Raw genomic sequence first — 18,213 nt, 5'->3', positions numbered from 1 at the left:
CCCACACACCCCATCGCTCCGCCGTCCGGCCGTGCCCGGTGGCGTGGGGCGGCGGGTGGGGGCTAGCTGGTGCCGGAGTCGATGCGGAGGAGGCGGGCCGGCATGCAGCGGAAGAGGTCGGCGCTGGAGACGCCGCGGGCCGCCGGGCTGGCCGGAGTCGGGTTCGCGCTGCTGCTGACGGCGGCGATCGTCCTGGTCCGGCTGGGGATGCCCCAGGGCGCTGCCGCGATCACCGCCCAAGGGTTCACGAACTCCGCGCGGCGCGGCGCACTTGAGAGGGCCCTCGCGCTCGTGCCGTTCGCAGGCATCTTCTTCCTGTGGTTCATGGGCTCCATTCGGGCGCATGTCGGTGCGGCCGAGGACAGGTTTCTGGCCACCGTGTTCCTGGGCAGCGGCCTGGTCTTCACGGCCACGATGTTCGGCGCCGCCGCGGCGGCCGGTGCCGTCCTCTCCGTCGCGCACCCGGCCGGCACGGCACCCGCGCCCGCGTCCTGGGACTTCGGCCGCCACTTCGCGTACACGATGCTGGTGGGGTACGCGATGCGGATGGCGGCCGTCTTCGTGTCCGTCGTGTCGGTGATCGGCCAACGTCTCGGTGTCCTGCCCCGCCCGATCACCGTCCTGGGCGGCCTCACCGCCCTGACACTGCTCTTCGTGTCGGACAACGTGCCCTGGTCGGAGCTGGTCTTCCCGGCCTGGTCGCTGGTGCTCAGCGGTCACATCCTCCTGGCGGGCGCCGGCTCGCGCTCACCTGCCGCGCCTCGGGCATGACGGACCGGTCCGGCGCGCCCGGCGTGGCGCCGACCCGGACGGGTTCCCCGACGGGCAATCTCGCCGCACTGGACCCATGCTGACAAACGGGACATGACCGCCGTCCGGGAATGCCGCGCGACACGGCCGGCGCGGACCGGACCTGGCCACCGGAAAGGCGGAGCGTCGATGCGGCTCGTCGTCGATCTCAACAAATGCCAGGGGTACGCCCAGTGCGCGTTCCTCGCTCCCGATGTCTTCGCGATGCACGGCGAGGAGTCACTGATCTACAACCCGCACGCCCCCGAGGAGCAGCGGGAACGGCTGGCCCGCGCCGTCGCCGCCTGCCCGGTGCAGGCGATCACCGCGGACGGTCTGGACGACATGGGAGACTCCCGGGAGGCGTCCGATGGCCGGTGATCACATCGAGTGGCTCAGGCGCGAAGGCCGGATCGTGATCGTCGGCGCCTCGCTCGCGGGGCTGCGGGCCGCCGAGACCCTGCGTGCCGAGGGCTTCGCCGGCGAGCTGACCCTGATCGGCGACGAACCGTACGAGCCGTACGACCGGCCGCCGCTGTCCAAGTCCGTCCTGCTGGGGATGGCCTCCCCGCACCGCACCGAGCTGCCGCACCGCCGGGAGATCGACGCCAAGTGGCGGCTCGGTGTCCCGGCGACCGGTCTGGATCTGACGGCCAAACGGGTCCGGCTGGCCGACGGCGACGAGGTGGAGTACGACCGGCTGCTCATCGCGACCGGCGTCCGCGCCCGGCCCTGGCCGAATGAGGACGAGGCCCAGCTGGACGGCGTCTGCCTGCTGCGGACCCGGGACGACGCGGCCGATCTGTACCAGCGGCTCAAGGCAGGGCCGCGCCGGGTGTTCGTCATCGGCGCGGGCTTCGCCGGTTCGGAGGTGGCGTCGGCCTGCCGGGAGATGGGGCTGCCCGTGACCGTGGCGGAACGCGCGGCAGCACCGCTGGTGGGCGCGCTCGGCGGGGTGATCGGCGCCGTCGCCGCCGACCTGCAGACCGACAACGGGGTGGACCTGCGCACACATGTCACGGTGACCTCGCTGGAGGGTGACTCGGCCGGCCGGGTGCGGGCGGTCCATCTGTCCGACGAGAGCGTCGTCGAGGCGGACGTGGTCGTGGTCTCGCTGGGCTCGCTGCGCAACACCGACTGGCTGACCGGGTCGGGGCTGGGCGCCGGCCCCCGGGGCATCGCCTGCGACGCGGGCTGCCGCGCCTTCGACTTCCGGGGCATCGTCACCGACGACGTCTTCGTGGCGGGTGACGTCGCGCGCTCCCCGCACGCGCTGTTCGGCTACCAGTTCCTCTCACTGGAGCACTGGGGCAACGCCGTCGCGCAGGCGGAGACGGCCGCGCACAACATGATCTGCCACGGCGCCGACCGGCGGCCGCACCTGTGGATGCCCGCCTTCTGGTCGTCGATGTTCGGCGTGAACATCAAGTCGGTCGGCGTGCCGCCCATGGGTGACCAGCTCATGATCACGCAGGGTTCGCCGGCCGAACGCCGGTTCGTCGGCGTGTACGGCTACCAGGGCCGGATGATCGCCGCCGTGAGCTTCGACAACACCAGGTGGCTGGAGTTCTACGCGCGGCAGATCGAGCAGGGCGCGCCGTTCCCGGTGGAGCACCCGCCGATGGACCGGCGTCCCGAGGGCAGGCAGCCGGTGGCGGCCGACTTCCCCGACCCGTCCCTGCCGACCCACGGCCCCACCGTGACCCTCACCGGCTACTCGCCGGCCGACCAGCAGCTGGTCTTCCACCCCGCCCGGCACTGACCGCCGCCCGGCCCGACGCTCCAAGGACGTGTCATGACGCAGGCCCCGTTGTTCCGTCGGATCACCGACTTCGCCAGCCGCGCCAACCCGTACCCGCTGTACGAGGAGCTGCGCAAGACCCCGGTCCTGCACGAGGAGGAGGGCGGCCCGTACGTCTTCAGCTCGTACTACGACATCGAGGCCCTGCTGCACGATCCCCGGGTCAGCTCCGACTCCGCCAACCTCGCCGCCGCCGGAGAGGACCCACTGGCCCAGTCGGAGGAGACGGGGGGACTGCCGCCGTCCTTCCTGCGGCTCGACCCGCCGGAGCACGACCGGCTCCGGCGCATCGCCAACAGCGCCTTCGGGCCGCCGCACCGGCCGCGCCGGGTCGACGACATGCGCGGTGACATGGCGGCCATCGTCACCCAGCTGATCGACGGCTTCGGGGACGCGCGGCAGATCGACCTGGTCGACCAGTTCGCGTATCCCTTCCCGGTGACCGCGATCTGCCGGCTGCTCGGAGTGCCCCGGGAGGACGAGCCCCGGTTCCGCGCCTGGGTGGACCCGCTGGTGGCCAGCCTGGACCCGGAGGCGCGCGAGCATCCCGATCCCGAGTTCGTGAAGAAGGCGCAGGAAGCACGGATGCAGCTCGGGATGTACCTGGCCGGGCTGGTCGAGCAGCGCACCAAGGAACCCCGGGACGACCTGCTGTCCGACCTGGTCGACAGCAAGGGCCCGGACGGTGCCATGACGATGATGGAGGTGCTGAGCACCGCGGTGCTGCTGCTGATCGCCGGTCACGAGACGACGGTCAACCTGATCACGAACGGCATGCTCACCCTGCTGCGCCACCCGGACGTCCTGCAGCGCCTGCGCCGGGACCCGGGCCTTTCGGTGCGCATCGTGGAGGAGTTGCTGCGTTACGAGCCACCCGTGCAGATCGTGCCGCAGCGCACCAGCATCACCGACATCGAGGTGCGCGGGGTCACCGTCCCCAAGGGTTCGCGGATCTGGCTGGTACTGGCCGCCGGCAACCGCGACCCCGAGCGGTTCAAGGACCCCGAGCGCTTCGACCCGGACCGCGAGGACATCCAGCACCTCGGCTTCGGCAGTGGCATCCACAGCTGCTTCGGCGCTCCGCTGGCCCGGCTCGAAACCCAGATCGCGCTGTCCGAACTGGCCCGGCGGCTGGAGAATCCCCGTCTGGTCGAGGACCCGCCGCCGTACCGGCAGAACGCGGTGCTGCGCGGCCCCCGGCATCTGAACATCGCCTTCGACAACCTGCGTTGACAGCCGTCGGCGGTCCGGTCAGTGATCGAGCCGTCTGAGCTGCACCAGCCCGACCCAGGTCTCGGGCCCCGGCTGCGCATACGCGGCGCGCACCGCGTACGTGCCCGGCTCCAGCGGCACCCTCAAGTGCTCGTTGCGGTCGGCCGCCGGGCCCGGCCAGGCCGAGTCGAACAGCAGCACCGGTCCGGGCACCCGCCAGTGCACCTCGCTCCCCCACACCGCCGTGTCCAGGGCGGCGGGGACACCGGCGAGGAGTTCCGCCTCCGAGTTCGCGGCGGACCACCGCACGAAGGTGGCGTGGTCCGGGAGGTACGAGGTGGCCGCGGGTTCGTCGCCGAAGACCAGGGCCGCGCTGTCGCCGACGGGCAGCAGGCCGGCGTAACCGTCGACCTCGCACGCGCGGTCGTAGTCCGTGTCGAGTTCCTCGCTGTCGGCGCCCGCCCAGAAGGGCAGCACCGTCTCCGGGACGGCTATCAGCGGGCCGCCGCCCGATTCCACCCACTCCAGCGCGCCTGGATCCGCGTATCGAGCCATGGGCAGAGAACCTACACGGGTGTCGATCAGCAGCCGCAATCGCCTTCGACGGGTGCGGTCAGCGGGTCGGCGTCGCGCTGTGCGCGCCCCTGCCAGGTCTCGTAGGCGAAGCCCTCGCGCGCCCAGTACTCGAAGCCGCCGAGCATCTCCTTGACCTGGTAGCCCAGTTCGGCGAGGGCGAGGGCGGCGCGGGTGGCGCCGTTGCAGCCGGGGCCCCAGCAGTACGTCACCACCGGCACGGACTTGTCCAGGAGCTGCTCCGCCTGCTCGGGGATGAGCGCGGTGGGCAGGTGGACGGCGCCGGGGATGTGCCCCTGGTCCCAGGACTCCGTCGAGCGCGAGTCCACGACGACGAAGCCAGGGTCGCCGCCGGCCGCGAGCGCGGCGGCCACGTCGGAGACATCGGCGTGGAAGGCCAGGCTCGCCCGGAAGTGGGCGGCCGCCTCGGCGGGGGCCGCGGGCGCGACGCGCAGGACAGGGTTTTCCGTGGTCTTCGTGATCATGACTGTGAATCTACGGCTCACGACCCCGGCCCTGAAGCAGGTATCCATGGCATTCCCCTTGTCCAGGCCGGGATTTCCCTGCTATCCATCCGGGATGACCGTGTATTCCCCGGACGCCACCGACTGGCGCATCCTAGAGGTCCTCCAGCGCGAGGGCCGGGCCAGCTACGCCGAGCTGGCGCGGGCCGTCTCCATGTCGCCGAGCGCCGTCACCGAACGGGTCCGCCGGCTGGAGGAAGCGGGCGTGATCCAGGGGTACGCCGCGGTCGTGGACCCCGAGCGGCTCGGGCTGCCGATCCTCGCGTTCGTAAGGCTGCGCTACCCGAACGGCAACTACAAGCCGTTCCACGACCTGGTGGCCGCGACGCCCGAGATCCTGGAGGCGCACCACGTGACGGGGGACGACTGTTTCGTCATCAAGGTCGCCGCCCGGTCCATGTCCCATCTGGAGGAGATCTCCGGGAAGATCGGCGCGCTGGGCTCGGTGACCACCAGCGTCGTGTACTCCTCTCCCCTGCCCCGGCGCGCACTGGGCCGCTGAGCCGGGTACCTGGTCAGACCCCCCGCTGCCGCAGCGCCGACCCCGATCTGCCCTTGACGACCTCCAGCTGGGCGTGGATGCGGCGGCGCAGGTCGGGCACGTGGCTGACGATGCCCACGCTGCGGTCGCGTTCGCGCAGGGAGTCCAGGACGTCCAGGACCTCGTCGAGGGTCTGGTCGTCGAGGCTGCCGAAGCCCTCGTCGATGAACAACGTGTCGAGGCGGACGCCGCCGGCCTCGTCGGTGACGACGTCCGCGAGGCCGAGGGCGAGGGCGAGGGAGGCGAAGAAGGTCTCGCCGCCGGACAGGGTGGCGGTGTCGCGTTCGCGTCCCGTCCAGGCGTCGACCACATGCAGCCCGAGCCCGCTGCGGCCGCGTCCGGCGCGGTCGTCGGAGTGGACGAGGGTGTAGCGGCCCGACGACATGCGCTGCAGCCGGGCGGTCGCGGCGGCGGCGACCTGCTCCAGGCGGGCCGCGAGCACATACGACTCCAGGCGCATCTTGCGTTCGTTGTCGGCGGAGGTGCCCGCGGTGAGGGCGGCGAGGCGGGCGACCCGGTCGTATTCCTCGCGGAGCGGGGCGAGCCGTCGTACGGCCTCGGCGGTGCGCGCGGAGAGGCGGTCCAGCTCGGCGCAGCAGCGGGCCGCCGCGTCGCGTGCGGACGCCGCCTCGCGCAGCCGGTGTTCGGCCGTCGCGGCCGCGCGCTCGGCCGTGGCCGGGTCGGCGGGCGGGCGCTGGGCGGCGGCCGCGGTGTCGGCCTCCGCCAGTACCGCGCGTACGGCGGCCTCCTCGGCCTGCCAGGCGTCCAGGCGGTGCTGCAGTTCGCGGTGGGCCGCGGCGTCCAGGAGAGCGCCGGCCGCGGCCCGCGGGGTGTCGAAGCCGGCCCGGTAGGCGGCGTCGGCGAGGCGGGCGTCGGCGTCCTTCAGCCGCTGGGCGGCGTCCTCGGCGGCGCGCACGGCGTCGGCGGCGTCGGTCAGCAGCGCCGTCTGCCGCTCCAGTTGCGCGGCACGTGCGGCCACACTGCCGGAGTTGCCGCGCGCCTTGGTCAACACCTCTTCCAGTTGCGCCTGTTCGCGCTCCAGGGTCTCGCGCCGGGTGAGCCGGGAGGCGGCCCGTACGGCGGCCTGCTGGCGGTCCGCGAGGCGCTGTTCGCGCTCGTGCTCGGCGCGCCGCAGCTCCTCGTGGGCGGCGTGCAGCGCGGAGGCGTCGCGCCGGGCGCGGGCGTACTCGTGCTCCAACTGCGCGTTGGCTTCTTCGAGTTGGGCGGTGGGCGTGTCTCCGGCCTCGGCGGTGGCGGCGGCCAGGGCTTCGCGGACGACGCCGAGCCGCCGCTCGTCCTCGGCGTGCTGCTCCTCGGCGCGCCGGCAGTCGGCCAGGGCCCGGTCCTCGGTCTCCCGGTCGACGTGTCCGGCGACCTTGCGGGCCGGCGCCGGATGTTCGATGGCTCCGCAGACCGCGCAGGGCTCGCCGTCGGTGAGGTGGGCGGCCAGTTCGGCGGCGATGCCGTGCAGGCGCTGTTCCTTGAGGTCCAGCCAGTGGGCTCGGGCGTCGAGGGCGCGCTGCCCCGAGGCGGCCGCCTGCAGCCGGGCCCCCTCCAGGTCGGCGGCCAGCTGGTCCCGGGTGCGGGCCGCCTCTAGGCGCCCGCGCATCGGTTCCCGCTGGACGGCGAGCTGTTCGGCGCGGGTGGCGGCCTCCTGGGCGGAGTCGACGCGGGACTGCAGCGCCGCGCGGGTGGCGTCCCAGCCGTCGAGCCAGGCCTCGGCCTCGCGGAGCACGTCCTCGTCCGCGCGCTCCTGGCGGTCGAGCCCGGACCGCTCCTCGGCCAGTTCGGCGAGCCGCTGCTCGGCCCGCCGGGCCGCGTCCAGACCGCCCAGCTCCTCGGCGGCCCGGCGGGCGGCGGCGGCGAGTCCGGCCACGCCCGCGTCGGCGTAGGACTCGGGGAGCATGCCACGCGTGCGTGCCTCGGCCGCGGCCGTCCTGCGGTGCTCCTCCTCGGCGGCCTCGCGCAGCTCCAGCGCGGGCGCGACCGCCTCCGCCTTGCGGGACCGCTCCATGCGCCGCTGTGCCTCGTGATGGGCGCCCGCCCGCTCCTGGAGCCGCTCGGCGCGCTGCCGGGCCTCGGCCAACCGGCTCTGCAGCCGGGCGAGTTCGCGTACCTCGTCCAGGTCGCGTCGGGTCTCGGCGTGGGCCGACTCGGCGGCGGCGAGCCGGCAACGGGCGACGGTGAGGCGTTCGCGGGCGGTGGCCCGGGCGACCGCGGCGGCGCCGAGGACGGCGTCGGCCAGGCCCGGGTCGCCGGGGGCCAGCTCGGGCAGCTCCATGGCGTCGCCGGCCTCCTGCTGCATGCGGTGGGCGTCGGCGAGCAGCGCCGCGTCGCCTTCCCGCACGCGTGCCTCGGTGGCGCGGCGGCGCTCGGCGAGGCGCTTCTCGACGTCGGCGAAGCGCTGGGTGTCGAAGAGGCGGCCCAGCAGCCGGCCGCGGGCCTCGGCGTCGGCACGCAGGAAACGGGCGAAGTCGCCCTGGGGCAGCAGCACGACCTGGCAGAACTGCTCGCGGCTCATGCCGAGCAGCTGGGTGATCTCCTCGCCGATCTCCTGGTGGGAGCGGCTGCGGTCCTTCCAGGCGCCGACCGCGGCGTCGTACTCGCGCAGCCAGGTCTGGGCCTTGTCGACGGTCGTGCCGGCGCCGCGCAGTTTGGGCCGCTCCCAGGGCGGCTGCCGGGTGATCTCCAGGCGGCGGCCGGCGACGGTGAGGTCGAGGCGGACCTCGGTGCGGGTGCGCGGCTCGGCGTGGTCGCTGCGCAGGTGCATGCCCTGGCCGCTCTGCCGGGCGCCGGGGACGGAGCCGTACAGGGCGTAGCAGACGGCGTCCAGGACGGAGGTCTTGCCGGCGCCGGTGGGGCCGTGCAGCAGGAAGAGTCCGGCGGCGGACAGGGCGTCGAAGTCGATGCTCTGGGAGCCGCCGAAGGGCCCGAAGGCGGTGATGTCGAGCCGGTGCAGCCTCACCGGGCCACCTCCCGTACGGCGGCGTCGGCGCGCATGGCGTCGAAGGCCTCGCGCAGCACGGCCGCCTCCCGTTCGTCGGGCCCGGCGCCGCGCACATGGGCGACGAAGTCCTGGGCGATCTGCTGGTCGCTGCGGCCCGCGAGACGCCGGGCGTAGGACACCTGGGGGTCGTCCGGGCCGCGTTCGGGGGCGAAGACGAGGCTGAGGGTGTGCGGGAAGCGCTCGGTGAGCCGGGCCATGGGTTCGGCGGGGCGGACCGGGTCGGTGAGGGTGGCCTCGACCCAGGCGTCCTCGTGGCGGGCCAGTGCCGGGTCGGCGAGGAGGTCGTCCAGCGTGCCCCTGATGCGGGCCAGCGGGCGCGGCACCGGGCAGTCGACGCGCTCGGCGGAGACGGAGCCGTCGGGGCCGAGGTCGATCAGCCACATGCTCTTGCGGTGGTCGGCCTCGGAGAAGGAGTAGGCGAGCGGGGAGCCGGAGTAGCGCACGCGCTCGGTGAGAGCCTGGCAGCCGTGCAGATGGCCGAGCGCCACATAGTCGACACCGTCGAAGACCCCGGCCGGTACGGCGGCGACCCCGCCGACGGTGATGTCCCGCTCGCTGTCGCTGGCCTCGCCGCCGGTGACGAAGGCGTGGGCCAGGACGACCGAGCGGGTGCCCGGCCCGCGGCCGGCGAGGTCGGCGCGGACGCGGTCCATGGCGGCGCCGAGCACGGCCTCGTGTCCGGCCTTGTCCACGGCGAACTCGTCCTTCACCAGGGCCGGTTCGAGGTAGGGCAGACCGTAGAAGGCGACGTCGCCGTGGGCGTCGGTGAGCACCACGGGGGTGCCGGCGGCCGACGGTTCGGTGCGCAGGTGGATGCCGGCGCGGTCGATGAGCCCGGCGCCGACGCCGAGGCGGCGGGCGGAGTCGTGGTTGCCGGAGATCATCACCGTGGGCAGACCGAGGTCGGCGAGGCGGTGCAGGGCGTCGTCGAACAGCTCGACCGCGGCGAGTGGGGGCACCGCGCGGTCGTACACATCGCCCGACACGACCACCGCGTCCACCTCGCGCTCGCGCACGGTGGTGACGAGGTGACCGATGAACTCGGCCTGGGCCCCGAGCATGTTCACCCGGTGGAAGGCCCGGCCGAGATGCCAGTCGGACGTGTGCAGGAGTCTCATGATCCCCGAGACTAACGGCCGGGTCTGACATCACGGGCGGTTACTCCCGTATCGACCCGACACAGCCGGTCAACTATGGCCGTATTTGCCCGATCAGGGCGGAGTGTCAGGCATCTCCGTAGGCCTCGCCGCCCAGTTCGAACCCTGCCGTGCCCGCCGTCGCATCGGCGAGCCAGACGCGGAAGGCGTCCACGTCCGCGTCCGGCAGGCCGATCTCGATGGTGACCGCCTCGGCGTAGCGGACGTCCCGCACCTCGCGTCCGGTGGCGCGCAGGTCGTTCTGGACCTTGCCGGCGCGCTGGTGGTCTACGGTCACCGTGGCCAGCCGGAAGCGGCGCCGGGTGATCGTGCCGAGGGTGTCGAGGGCCTCCCCGACGGCGCCGCCGTAGGCCCGGATGAGTCCGCCGGCGCCGAGCTTGACGCCCCCGTAGTAGCGGGTGACGACCGCGACGACGTAGCGCATCTCACGGCGCAGCAGCATCTGGAGCATGGGGACGCCGGCGGTGCCGCCCGGTTCGCCGTCGTCGCTGGCCTTCTGCACGGAGGCGTCGGCGCCGATGACGTACGCCCAGCAGTTGTGGGTCGCGTCGGCGTGCTCCTTGCGCACGGAGGCGATGAAGTCCTGCGCCTCCTGCTCGGTGGCGGCCGGGGCGAGGGCGCACAGGAAGCGGGAGCGGTTGATCTCGATCTCGTGCACGCCCGCGCGGGCGACTGTGCGGTACTCGTCCTGCATCCCGCAAGCCTATGTGCTGACAGGGAGTGGGCGGCGACGGGCGCATGCCGGCGGTGGGGGCACGGACGACGGTCGGGTACGCGCGCGCAGCCGGTGGTCGCGGCGTGGGCACGCGCACGCGCGCGTGGGCCTACTTCTTCTTCCCGCGTGCCACGATCAGCGAGGTCAGAAGGGCGGTGCCGGGGCCGAGGGCGGGCCAGCCGGTGCCGTGCCAGGACAGGACGGCGATGGCGGACGTGGGGAACTTCGTCCGCACCCGCTCCAGCGTGTCCTCCAGACCGTCCCGCGCCAGCTCCAGGACGAGCTCCTCGAGACCGGGGTTGTGCCCGACCAGCAGGAGCGTCTCGACCTCGGGCGGCGCCTCGTGGACCACCTCCAGGAGTTCCGGTACGCCGGCCGCGTACAACCGCCGGTCGTAGCGCACCGGCGGCGGAGTGCCCCACTCGGCGGAGGCCAGCTCCCAGGTGCGGCGGGCGCGCACGGCCGGGGAGCACAGGGCGAGGTCGGGCAGGCAGTCGGCCTCGGCGAGGGCGCGTCCGGCGGCCGGGGCGTCGCGCAGCCCGCGCCGCGCGAGCGGCCGACGGTGGTCCTCGACGCCCTCGGGCCAGGCGGACTTCGCGTGCCGCAGGACCACCAGCCGGCGCAGCGAGCCCCTGCCCGCCCGCGTGATCACGCCGGGCTCCCGAGGTCGCGGGCGAGGTCGAGGGCCAGCAGCCGGTCGGCGTAGACGTAGGTCTCGAACCGGGCCCCGTCGGGCAGGTCCGGGGCGCTCTCCACGTCCCGCAGCACCTCCAGCACTCCGGGCAGGTCGAGGTCGTCCTCCCACGCGGAGCGCAGCCGCGCCCGCACCTCGTCGGGCACGGGCCGCGAGGGCTGCCGCGCCCACCCCGCCACTGCCCGCCGCCACCGGTCCAGCCGCCCGGCGGCCTCCTCCAGCACGGCGAGGCCCAGCCGGACCGGCTCGCCACGCGGCACGCGGAGCAGCGCGAGCCGAAGGGCAGCGGGGTCGGAGAGACCGGAAAGGAGGTCGGGGAGCGTGGGGTGTGCAGCGGGCTCGGGGACGTGCCCCGCGGCGGGATCCGCCCCCGGGCCGCCCACCGGCTCCCCCGTCCACTCCATCGGCGCCACCCACGCCACCGGTCCCCCGCCGGAGGTGTCCGGGATTTCGGTCGTCACGTGGATCGTCTGGGCCTCCCCGAGGCCCGGCGTGGCGTCGTGGGCGTCCTCGAAGGGGCGGATGGCCAGGGTGGTCGCGGCGGTGTGGAGGCCGGCGGGGCCGCGGGGTGCGGCGAGGGTCGCCCAGACCGGTGTGCCGCCCAGTTCCAGGGCGCGGACGAGGAGGTCGGCGGTGAGCAGCACCCGCAGGGAGGTCGGGTCGGGGCCGGAGGCGTGGGCCTGGATGCGGGTCAGGCCGCGACGGGCGGGCGCGGCGGGGACGGGCTCACCGGTTCGGGCGTCGAGGATGCGCAGCACGGGCTGAGCGTAGGCGGGCGGACGGTCGTACGCAGGCATCTTGTGTCCATTCCGGACATGGTGGCGAGAGGTCGGGCCGGGAATCCGGACCCGCCGGGGTGCTGTTGCCCAGGGGAACAGTTTCCCGCAGCCCCGAGGAGGCGGCCGTGTACGGCGACGAAGCGACGATCCGCAGGATCCTGACCGGGCTGGGCGACACCTGGGCGGTGGTCGGTCTGTCCGGCAACCGGGGCCGGGCCGCGTACGGCGTGGCGCAGGTGCTGCAGCGGTACGGCAAGCGGATCGTGCCGGTGCACCCCAAGGCCGAGACCGTGCACGGTGAGCAGGGCTACGCCTCCCTCTCGGACATCCCCTTCGAGGTCGACGTGGTCGACGTCTTCGTCAACGGCGACCTGGCCGGCGCGGTGGCCGACGAGGCGGTGACCAAGGGCGCGGGGGCGGTGTGGTTCCAGCTCGGTGTCGTTGACGAGGCCGCCTACGAGCGCACACGGATGGCAGGCCTCGACATGGTCATGGACCGGTGTCCGGCCATCGAAATTCCCCGTCTGGGCTAACGAATCTCTCCTTCTACTCACAATTGGTCGCTGAATATTGACATTCCTACTAGGCATCTGACCTGTGACAAGTCAGTGACCGAGTGTGCGCCCAAGACACCGAAGATCCCAGGTCAAAATTTGGTTAACACTCTTTTGCTGACTCGGAAAGCATCCCTAGCCTGTGGCCTCCTTGCTCGTTAACGCTGCGTATAGATCTGAGAGGCCACTAGACATGGCGAAAGTCGACCAGGCTGCTACGCCGGTAGCCACAAGCGACACCGGCGGCGGCCTGCGCCGCGATGTGGGACTCATCGGCCTGATGTGGGCTTCGGTGGGTTCCATCATCGGCTCCGGCTGGCTCTTCGGTGCCGAGAAGGCGGTCACGGCGGCTGGCCCCGCGGCGATCATCTCGTGGGTGATCGGTGCCGTGGCGATCGTGCTGCTCGCCCTCGTGCACGCCGAGCTCGGCGGAATGTTCCCGGTTGCGGGCGGTACCGCCCGTTACCCGCACTACGCCTTCGGCGGTCTGGCGGGTATGTCCTTCGGCTGGTTCTCCTGGCTGCAGGCCGCGACGGTGGCCCCGATCGAGGTCGAGGCCATGATCGGCTACGCCAAGCACTGGCACTTCGCCGACGGACTGCAGAACGCGAACGGCACGCTCACCACCAGCGGCATCGTCGTCGCAGTGCTCCTCATGGCCGTGTTCGTCGCGGTCAACTTCCTTGGCGTCCGCGTGCTGGCGCACACGAACAGCGCCGCCACCTGGTGGAAGATCGCGGTCCCGCTCGCGGCGATCTTCATCATCGCCATCGGCAACTTCCACCCGGCCAACTTCACCTCCGAGGGCTTCGCCCCGTTCGGCGCCAAGGGCGTCCTCACCGCGATCAGCTCCAGCGGCATCATCTTCGCGCTGCTCGGCTTCGAGCAGGCGATCCAGCTGGCCGGCGAGAGCCGCAACCCGAAGCGTGACCTGCCGCGCGCGACGCTCGGTTCGGTCGCGATCGGCGCCACGATCTACGTCCTGCTCCAGGTCGTGTTCATCGCCGCCCTGCCGCACGCCTCCTTCGCGAAGGGCTGGGCCAACCTGGCCTACGCCGGCATCAGCGGCCCCTGGGCGGGTCTCGCCTCGCTGGTCGGCCTGGGCTGGCTGGCCTGGGTCCTGTACGCCGACGCGATCATCTCCCCCGGCGGCACCGGCCTGATCTACACCACCGCCACCTCCCGCATCTCCTACGGCCTGGCCAAGAACGGCTACGCTCCGAAGGTGTTCGCCAAGACGGACTCGCGCGGTGTGCCGTGGTTCGGCCTGGCGATGTCGTTCGTGACCGGTGTGATCTGCTTCGCGCCGTTCCCGAGCTGGCAGACGCTGGTCGGCTTCATCACCTCGGCGAGCGTGCTGATGTACGCGGGCGCCCCGCTGGCCTACGGCGTCTTCTCCGACCGACTGCCGAACCACGAGCGTCCGTACAAGCTGCCCTTCGGCAACATCATCTCGCCGCTGTCCTTCGTGGTCGCCAACCTGATCATCTTCTGGTCCGGCTGGGACACCCTGTGGCGCCTGGGCTGCGCGATCCTGATCGGCTACGTGCTGCTCGGCTCCTACGCCTGGTACGCGATCCGCAAGAACCTGCCCAACGCGCCGCGCCTGGACTTCAAGGCCGCGCAGTGGCTGCCGCCCTACCTGGTGGGCATCGGCGTGATCTCCTACCTGAGCACCTTCGGCGGTAACGGTGACCTGCCGCTGTGGTGGGACATCCTGGTCGTCGCGGTGTTCTCGCTCGTCATCTACTACTGGGCCAAGGCGACCGCCTCCAAGCCCGAGCAGATCGAGCGCGACATCGAAGAGGTCGTCGTCACCGACGCCCCCGCGCACTGACCTCGCTCCCCCCTGGTGTCCCGTCGGCCGGATCCGGCTGACGGGACACCGTCATAATGCGGGGATGATCTCGCCTTCCCCCCACCTCGGCTCCGCGCCCGAGGAACGCCGTACCGTCGTCGTCGTGGGCGCCGGGCCTGCTGGGCTCACCGTCGCCGGCATCCTGCGGGCCGCCTCCGTCGACTGTGTCGTCCTGGAGACCGAGAGCAGGCAGTTCATCGAGACCCGGCCCAGGGCCGGTGTCATCGAGGAGTGGGCGGTGCGCGAACTGGGCCGGCGCGGACTGTCCGCACGGCTCCTGGAGCGGGCCGAGTCGCACGGCGCCTGCGAGTTCCGCTTCGACGGCGAGCGGTACCGCTTCCCCTACGCCGACCTGACCGGCAGCCGTCACTACGTCTACCCGCAGCCGTTGCTGGTGACGGACCTGGTGCGGGAGTACGCCGACGTACGGGGCGGCGACATCCGCTTCGGCGTGCGCGACGTCACGCTGCACGACCTGGACTCCGACCGGCCCGCGGTGTCCTACCGGTGCCCGGACACGGGTGAACGGCGGCTGCTGCGCTGCGACTTCGTCGCGGGCTGCGACGGGGCGCGCGGGGTGACCCGGGACGCGATACCCGTCGAGCGGCGGCGCATCGCACGGCAGGACGACGGCATCGGCTGGCTGGCGCTGCTCGCGGAGGTCCCGCCGTCGACGGACTGCGTCCTGTTCGGCGTCCATCCGCGCGGTTTCGCCGGCCAGATGCCCCGCAGCCCGGAGCTGACCCGGTTCTACCTCCAGTGCCCGCCCGGCGACGACCCGGACAACTGGCCGCACGACAGGGTCTGGACCGAGCTGCGCGAGCGGCTCGGCGCGGCCGGAGCGCCCCCGCTCGCCGAGGGCCGGCTGATCGAGAAACGCGTCCTGGACATGCACCACTATGTCGTCGAACCCCTGGCCCACGGGCGGCTTTTCCTGGCCGGTGACGCCGGTCACCTGGTCGCGCCCATCGCCGCGAAGGGCATGAACCTCGCCCTGCACGACGCCTTCCTGCTCGGCGACGCGCTCGCGGCCTGCGTCACGAAGGGCGACGGCAGCGGCCTGGACGGCTACTCGACGGCCTGTCTGCGCCGGGTGTGGGACTACCAGGAGTTCTCGCAGTGGCTGTCGGACATCTATCACGGTGTCGCGTCCGGCGACCCGTTCCGCGCCGGCACCACACTGGCCCGGCTGCGCCGCCTGTTCACCTCACCGGCCGCGGCAGCGGCCTTCGCCGAGCAGTACCTCGGCACCGCCACCGCCTACTGAATCCCAACACGGGCCGGGCCATGCGCGGGGCAGCCGCCTCAGGCGACCCCGAGGCCCTCCAGCACCACGGCGCCCGGCAGTTCCGCGAGGGCCTTGCCGGGCACCAGCAGCTTGCCGCGCCGGCGTCCGCTGCCGACGAGGACGTAGGGGAGGTCCACGACGGCGGAGTCGATCAGCAGGGGCCAGCCGGCGGGCAGTCCGACCGGGGTGATGCCGCCGTACTCCATGCCCGTCTCGCCGGTCGCCGTCTCCATCGAGGCGAACGAGGCCTTGCGCGCGCCGAGTTGGCGGCGGACCACGCCGTTGACGTCGACCCGCGTGGTGGAGAGCACCAGGCACGCGGCGAGAGTGGTCTCGCCGCCCCGCTTGCCGGCGACCACCACACAGTTCGCCGACCGCTCCAGCAGCTCGCGGCCGTAGTGCTCCACGAAGACGGCGGTGTCGGCCCAGCGCGGGTCCGTCTCGACGTAGAGGACGCGGTCGGCGGGGATCACGCCCCGCCATTCGCGTACGGCGTCGGCGACCGGGGCGGTCAGCTCCTCGAGGCAGTCCGGGACGGGGGTAGCGGTGTCGAAGTCTCCGATGGGCGCGCGCATGGCCGCACGCTAACAGGCCCCCGCGGTGCGGTTCAGCGCACGGGCGGCACGGAGACGGCCATCACCATCTCCATCGGTACGTCGCCCTCGTTGCCGTAGGTGTGCGAGGTGCTCGCTTCGAACGTGGCGCTCGCGCCGGTCGGCACCAGGTGCTTGACGCCGTCCACGGTGAGGGTCAGTTCGCCCGCGGTGACATGGACGAGTTCCACCGTGCCCACGGGGTGCGGCTCGGAGGGGCTCTGCTCGCCGGGCATCAGCCGCCAGTCCCACATCTCCAGTGGACCGGGCGCCTCCGTGCCGGCGAGGAGGCGGTTGTAGCTGCCGGCGTCCGTGTGCCACAGCCGTACGGCCTGCTCGGCGGGGACGATGCGGACGGTGGGGCCCTGTTCGTAGTCGAGCAGGGTGGTGATGCTGATGCCGAGCGCGTCGCCGATCTTGACGACGGTGCCGATGCTGGGGTTGGTCCGGGCCTGCTCGATCTGGATGAGCATGCCGCGGCTGACGCCCGCGCGGGCCGCGAGCGCGTCCAGGGTGAAGCCGCGCTCGGTGCGCCAGCGCTTGACGTTGCGCGCCAGGGACTGGGTCAGCAGGTCGAGGTCCGACACATCACGTCCATGAGGGTTCAATATACGGCATGACAGAGTTCACTTGACTGAACTACGGTGTGGTGTACCTGATTGTTCACCACACTGTACTGCGAGGCCAGCCGTGACAGCATTCTTCGCCCTCACCACCAGTCTGCTGTGGGGACTGGCCGACTTCGGCGGTGGACTGCTGACCCGGCGCACGCCCGCGCTGACGGTCGTCGTCGTCTCGCAGGCCGTCGCGGCGACGGTCCTCGGCGCGATCGTCGTCGCGACCGGTGGCTGGAGCGAGGCCGGGCCCCGCCTGTGGTTCGCGTTCGCCGCGGGGCTGGTCGGACCGATCGCCCTGCTCTCCTTCTACAAGGCCCTCGCGCTCGGCCCCATGGGGGTCGTCTCCCCGCTCGCGACACTGAGCGTGGCCGTGCCGGTCGGGGTGGGCCTCGTCCTCGGCGAGCGGCCCGGTCTGCTCCAGGCCGCGGGCATCGCGGTCGCCGTCACCGGGGTCGTCCTCGCGGGCGGCCCGCAGTTGCGCGGCGCGCCCGTCCAGCGGCGGACGATCCTGCTCACACTGATCGCGGCGCTGGGCTTCGGCACGGTCTTCGCCCTGATCACGGAGGCCTCGACCACCGTCACCGGCCTGTTCCTGTCCCTGTTCGTCCAGCGGCTGACGAACGTCGCGGTCGGCGGGGCCGCGCTCGCCGTCTCCCTACGGCGGGGCGGCCGGGCGGTGCCCGAGGGCGGCTTCCCGTGGGCCTCGCTGCCCGCGCTGGCCTTCGTCGGGCTCGCCGACGTGGCCGCCAACGGCACCTACGCCGTCGCCGCCCAGCACGGCCCGGTCACCGTGGCGGCCGTCCTCGCCTCGCTGTACCCGGTGGTGACCGCGCTGGCCGCGCGCGGCTTCCTCAGCGAGCGGCTGCGGGCGATCCAGACAGCGGGCGCGGGCCTGGCGCTGCTCGGCACCCTGCTGCTGGCGACCGGCTGAGCGAGCCCGCGGGTCCCAGCTCCGACTGGACCGACCTTCGGTTTCCAGCTCCGAAAGGGTCAGCCTGGGCGCTCTGGTCCTGGCGGACCCGACCTGCGGGCCCCGGTCCCGACCGAACCCACCTGCGGCTTCCGGCCCCGGCCGAACCCACCGGCGGAATCCGGCCCCGACCCAGCCGACCCGCGAGCCCCGGCCCCGACCGAGCCGCCCCGCGGACCCCCGGCCCCGACCGAACCAGCCCGCGGACCCCGGAACCGGCCGAACCGACCGGCGGAATCCGGCCCCGACCGAACCCACCGGCGGAATCCGGCCCCGACCCAGCCGACCCGCGGACCCCGGCCCCGACCGAACCGACCCGCAGACTCCGGTCCCGACCGAACCCACCGGCGGAATCCGGCCCCGGCCGAACCGACCCGCGGGCGCCCGTCCCGACCGAACCGACCCGCGGGCGCCCGTCCCGACCGAACCGACCCGCGGACCCCCGGCCCCGACCGAACCGACCCGCAGACTCCGATCCCAGCCGAACCAACCCGCGGCCCCCGGCCCCGACCGAGCCGCCCTGCAGGCTCCGATCCCAGCC

The 18,213-nt window shown here is 73.0% G+C and carries 18 protein-coding genes; 9 read left to right on the top strand and 9 right to left on the bottom strand.

Going from position 1 to position 18,213, the window contains the following annotated elements; all coding sequences use genetic code 11:
- The first annotated feature begins 102 nt into the window (after positions 1-102).
- The 4 genes from ACFYOH_RS31650 (at position 103) to ACFYOH_RS31635 (ending at position 3,823) form a co-directional block, all read left to right on the top strand.
- Positions 103-771 carry a hypothetical protein gene (locus ACFYOH_RS31650; protein WP_388632633.1) on the top strand — a complete coding sequence of 223 codons (669 nt, stop codon included), beginning with the start codon at positions 103-105 and terminating at the stop codon, positions 769-771.
- Between the two features lie 168 nt (positions 772-939).
- Positions 940-1,170, top strand: coding sequence for a ferredoxin (locus tag ACFYOH_RS31645; RefSeq protein WP_388632631.1), 231 nt, complete (start codon positions 940-942; stop codon positions 1,168-1,170).
- A complete protein-coding gene (locus ACFYOH_RS31640) occupies positions 1,160-2,551 on the top strand; it encodes an NAD(P)/FAD-dependent oxidoreductase (RefSeq protein WP_388632629.1) in 1,392 nt (463 codons plus the stop codon). The genes ACFYOH_RS31645 and ACFYOH_RS31640 overlap by 11 nt, the downstream gene beginning before the upstream one ends.
- A gap of 33 nt (positions 2,552-2,584) precedes the next feature.
- On the top strand, positions 2,585-3,823 hold the full coding sequence (locus ACFYOH_RS31635; protein WP_388632627.1) for a cytochrome P450: 1,239 nt from the start codon (positions 2,585-2,587) through the stop codon (positions 3,821-3,823).
- A gap of 18 nt (positions 3,824-3,841) precedes the next feature.
- Here the strand turns inward: ACFYOH_RS31635 and ACFYOH_RS31630 are convergent, their stop codons facing one another.
- Together ACFYOH_RS31630 and ACFYOH_RS31625 are read right to left on the bottom strand one after the other, a co-directional pair.
- Positions 3,842-4,357 (bottom strand): immunity 21 family protein, encoded by a 516-nt coding sequence (locus tag ACFYOH_RS31630; RefSeq protein WP_388632624.1) that lies wholly within the window; start codon positions 4,355-4,357, stop codon positions 3,842-3,844.
- A 26-nt stretch (positions 4,358-4,383) separates the two neighbouring features.
- On the bottom strand, positions 4,384-4,860 hold the full coding sequence (locus ACFYOH_RS31625) for a rhodanese-like domain-containing protein (protein WP_388632621.1): 477 nt from the start codon (positions 4,858-4,860) through the stop codon (positions 4,384-4,386).
- 94 nt (positions 4,861-4,954) lie between these two features.
- Between ACFYOH_RS31625 and ACFYOH_RS31620 the strand changes: the two genes are divergently transcribed.
- Entirely contained in the window at positions 4,955-5,401 is a 447-nt protein-coding gene (locus ACFYOH_RS31620; RefSeq protein ID WP_356030067.1) for an Lrp/AsnC family transcriptional regulator, read from the top strand.
- Positions 5,402-5,414: 13 nt separating this feature from the next.
- On the opposite strand, the gene ACFYOH_RS31615 is transcribed toward ACFYOH_RS31620, so the two are convergent.
- The 5 genes from ACFYOH_RS31615 to ACFYOH_RS31595 all read right to left on the bottom strand — a co-directional run bounded on the left by ACFYOH_RS31615 (position 5,415) and on the right by ACFYOH_RS31595 (position 11,810).
- On the bottom strand, positions 5,415-8,405 hold the full coding sequence (locus ACFYOH_RS31615; RefSeq protein WP_388632618.1) for an AAA family ATPase: 2,991 nt from the start codon (positions 8,403-8,405) through the stop codon (positions 5,415-5,417).
- Entirely contained in the window at positions 8,402-9,565 is a 1,164-nt protein-coding gene (locus ACFYOH_RS31610; RefSeq protein WP_388632615.1) for an exonuclease SbcCD subunit D, read from the bottom strand. The genes ACFYOH_RS31615 and ACFYOH_RS31610 overlap by 4 nt, the downstream gene beginning before the upstream one ends.
- A gap of 106 nt (positions 9,566-9,671) precedes the next feature.
- The gene (locus tag ACFYOH_RS31605; RefSeq protein WP_388632612.1) at positions 9,672-10,298 is read right to left on the bottom strand and encodes a YigZ family protein; all 627 of its coding nucleotides are present in this window, start codon (positions 10,296-10,298) and stop codon (positions 9,672-9,674) included.
- A gap of 130 nt (positions 10,299-10,428) precedes the next feature.
- Positions 10,429-10,971 carry a SixA phosphatase family protein gene (locus ACFYOH_RS31600; protein ID WP_388632609.1) on the bottom strand — a complete coding sequence of 181 codons (543 nt, stop codon included), beginning with the start codon at positions 10,969-10,971 and terminating at the stop codon, positions 10,429-10,431.
- Complete coding sequence (locus ACFYOH_RS31595; protein WP_388632606.1) at positions 10,968-11,810, bottom strand: hypothetical protein; 843 nt, start codon at positions 11,808-11,810, stop codon at positions 10,968-10,970. The genes ACFYOH_RS31600 and ACFYOH_RS31595 overlap by 4 nt, the downstream gene beginning before the upstream one ends.
- 107 nt (positions 11,811-11,917) lie before the next feature.
- On the opposite strand from ACFYOH_RS31595, the gene ACFYOH_RS31590 reads away from it, so the two are divergent.
- From ACFYOH_RS31590 to ACFYOH_RS31580, 3 genes are all read left to right on the top strand, one after another.
- Positions 11,918-12,325: a CoA-binding protein gene (locus ACFYOH_RS31590; RefSeq protein WP_388632603.1), complete on the top strand. Its 408-nt coding sequence runs from the start codon at positions 11,918-11,920 to the stop codon at positions 12,323-12,325.
- A gap of 214 nt (positions 12,326-12,539) precedes the next feature.
- Positions 12,540-14,183, top strand: coding sequence for an APC family permease (locus tag ACFYOH_RS31585; RefSeq protein WP_388632600.1), 1,644 nt, complete (start codon positions 12,540-12,542; stop codon positions 14,181-14,183).
- 64 nt (positions 14,184-14,247) lie between these two features.
- A complete protein-coding gene (locus ACFYOH_RS31580; RefSeq protein WP_388632597.1) occupies positions 14,248-15,471 on the top strand; it encodes a 4-hydroxybenzoate 3-monooxygenase in 1,224 nt (407 codons plus the stop codon).
- A 38-nt stretch (positions 15,472-15,509) separates the two neighbouring features.
- On the opposite strand, the gene ACFYOH_RS31575 is transcribed toward ACFYOH_RS31580, so the two are convergent.
- Both ACFYOH_RS31575 and ACFYOH_RS31570 read right to left on the bottom strand, forming a co-directional pair.
- Positions 15,510-16,067, bottom strand: a complete 558-nt coding sequence (locus ACFYOH_RS31575) for a YbaK/EbsC family protein (protein WP_388632594.1) — start codon at positions 16,065-16,067, stop codon at positions 15,510-15,512.
- A 32-nt stretch (positions 16,068-16,099) separates the two neighbouring features.
- Complete coding sequence (locus tag ACFYOH_RS31570) at positions 16,100-16,672, bottom strand: XRE family transcriptional regulator (RefSeq protein WP_351807939.1); 573 nt, start codon at positions 16,670-16,672, stop codon at positions 16,100-16,102.
- 103 nt (positions 16,673-16,775) lie between these two features.
- Between ACFYOH_RS31570 and ACFYOH_RS31565 the strand changes: the two genes are divergently transcribed.
- Positions 16,776-17,633: an EamA family transporter gene (locus tag ACFYOH_RS31565; RefSeq protein WP_388632591.1), complete on the top strand. Its 858-nt coding sequence runs from the start codon at positions 16,776-16,778 to the stop codon at positions 17,631-17,633.
- Positions 17,634-18,213 lie beyond the last annotated feature (580 nt).

Origin of the sequence: Streptomyces sp. NPDC007856, from assembly GCF_042868225.1 — a bacterium.
GTDB lineage: Bacteria > Actinomycetota > Actinomycetes > Streptomycetales > Streptomycetaceae > Streptomyces.
The sequence above is the reverse complement of the archived record's forward strand: the minus strand, read 5'-3'. Positions and strand labels throughout refer to the sequence as shown.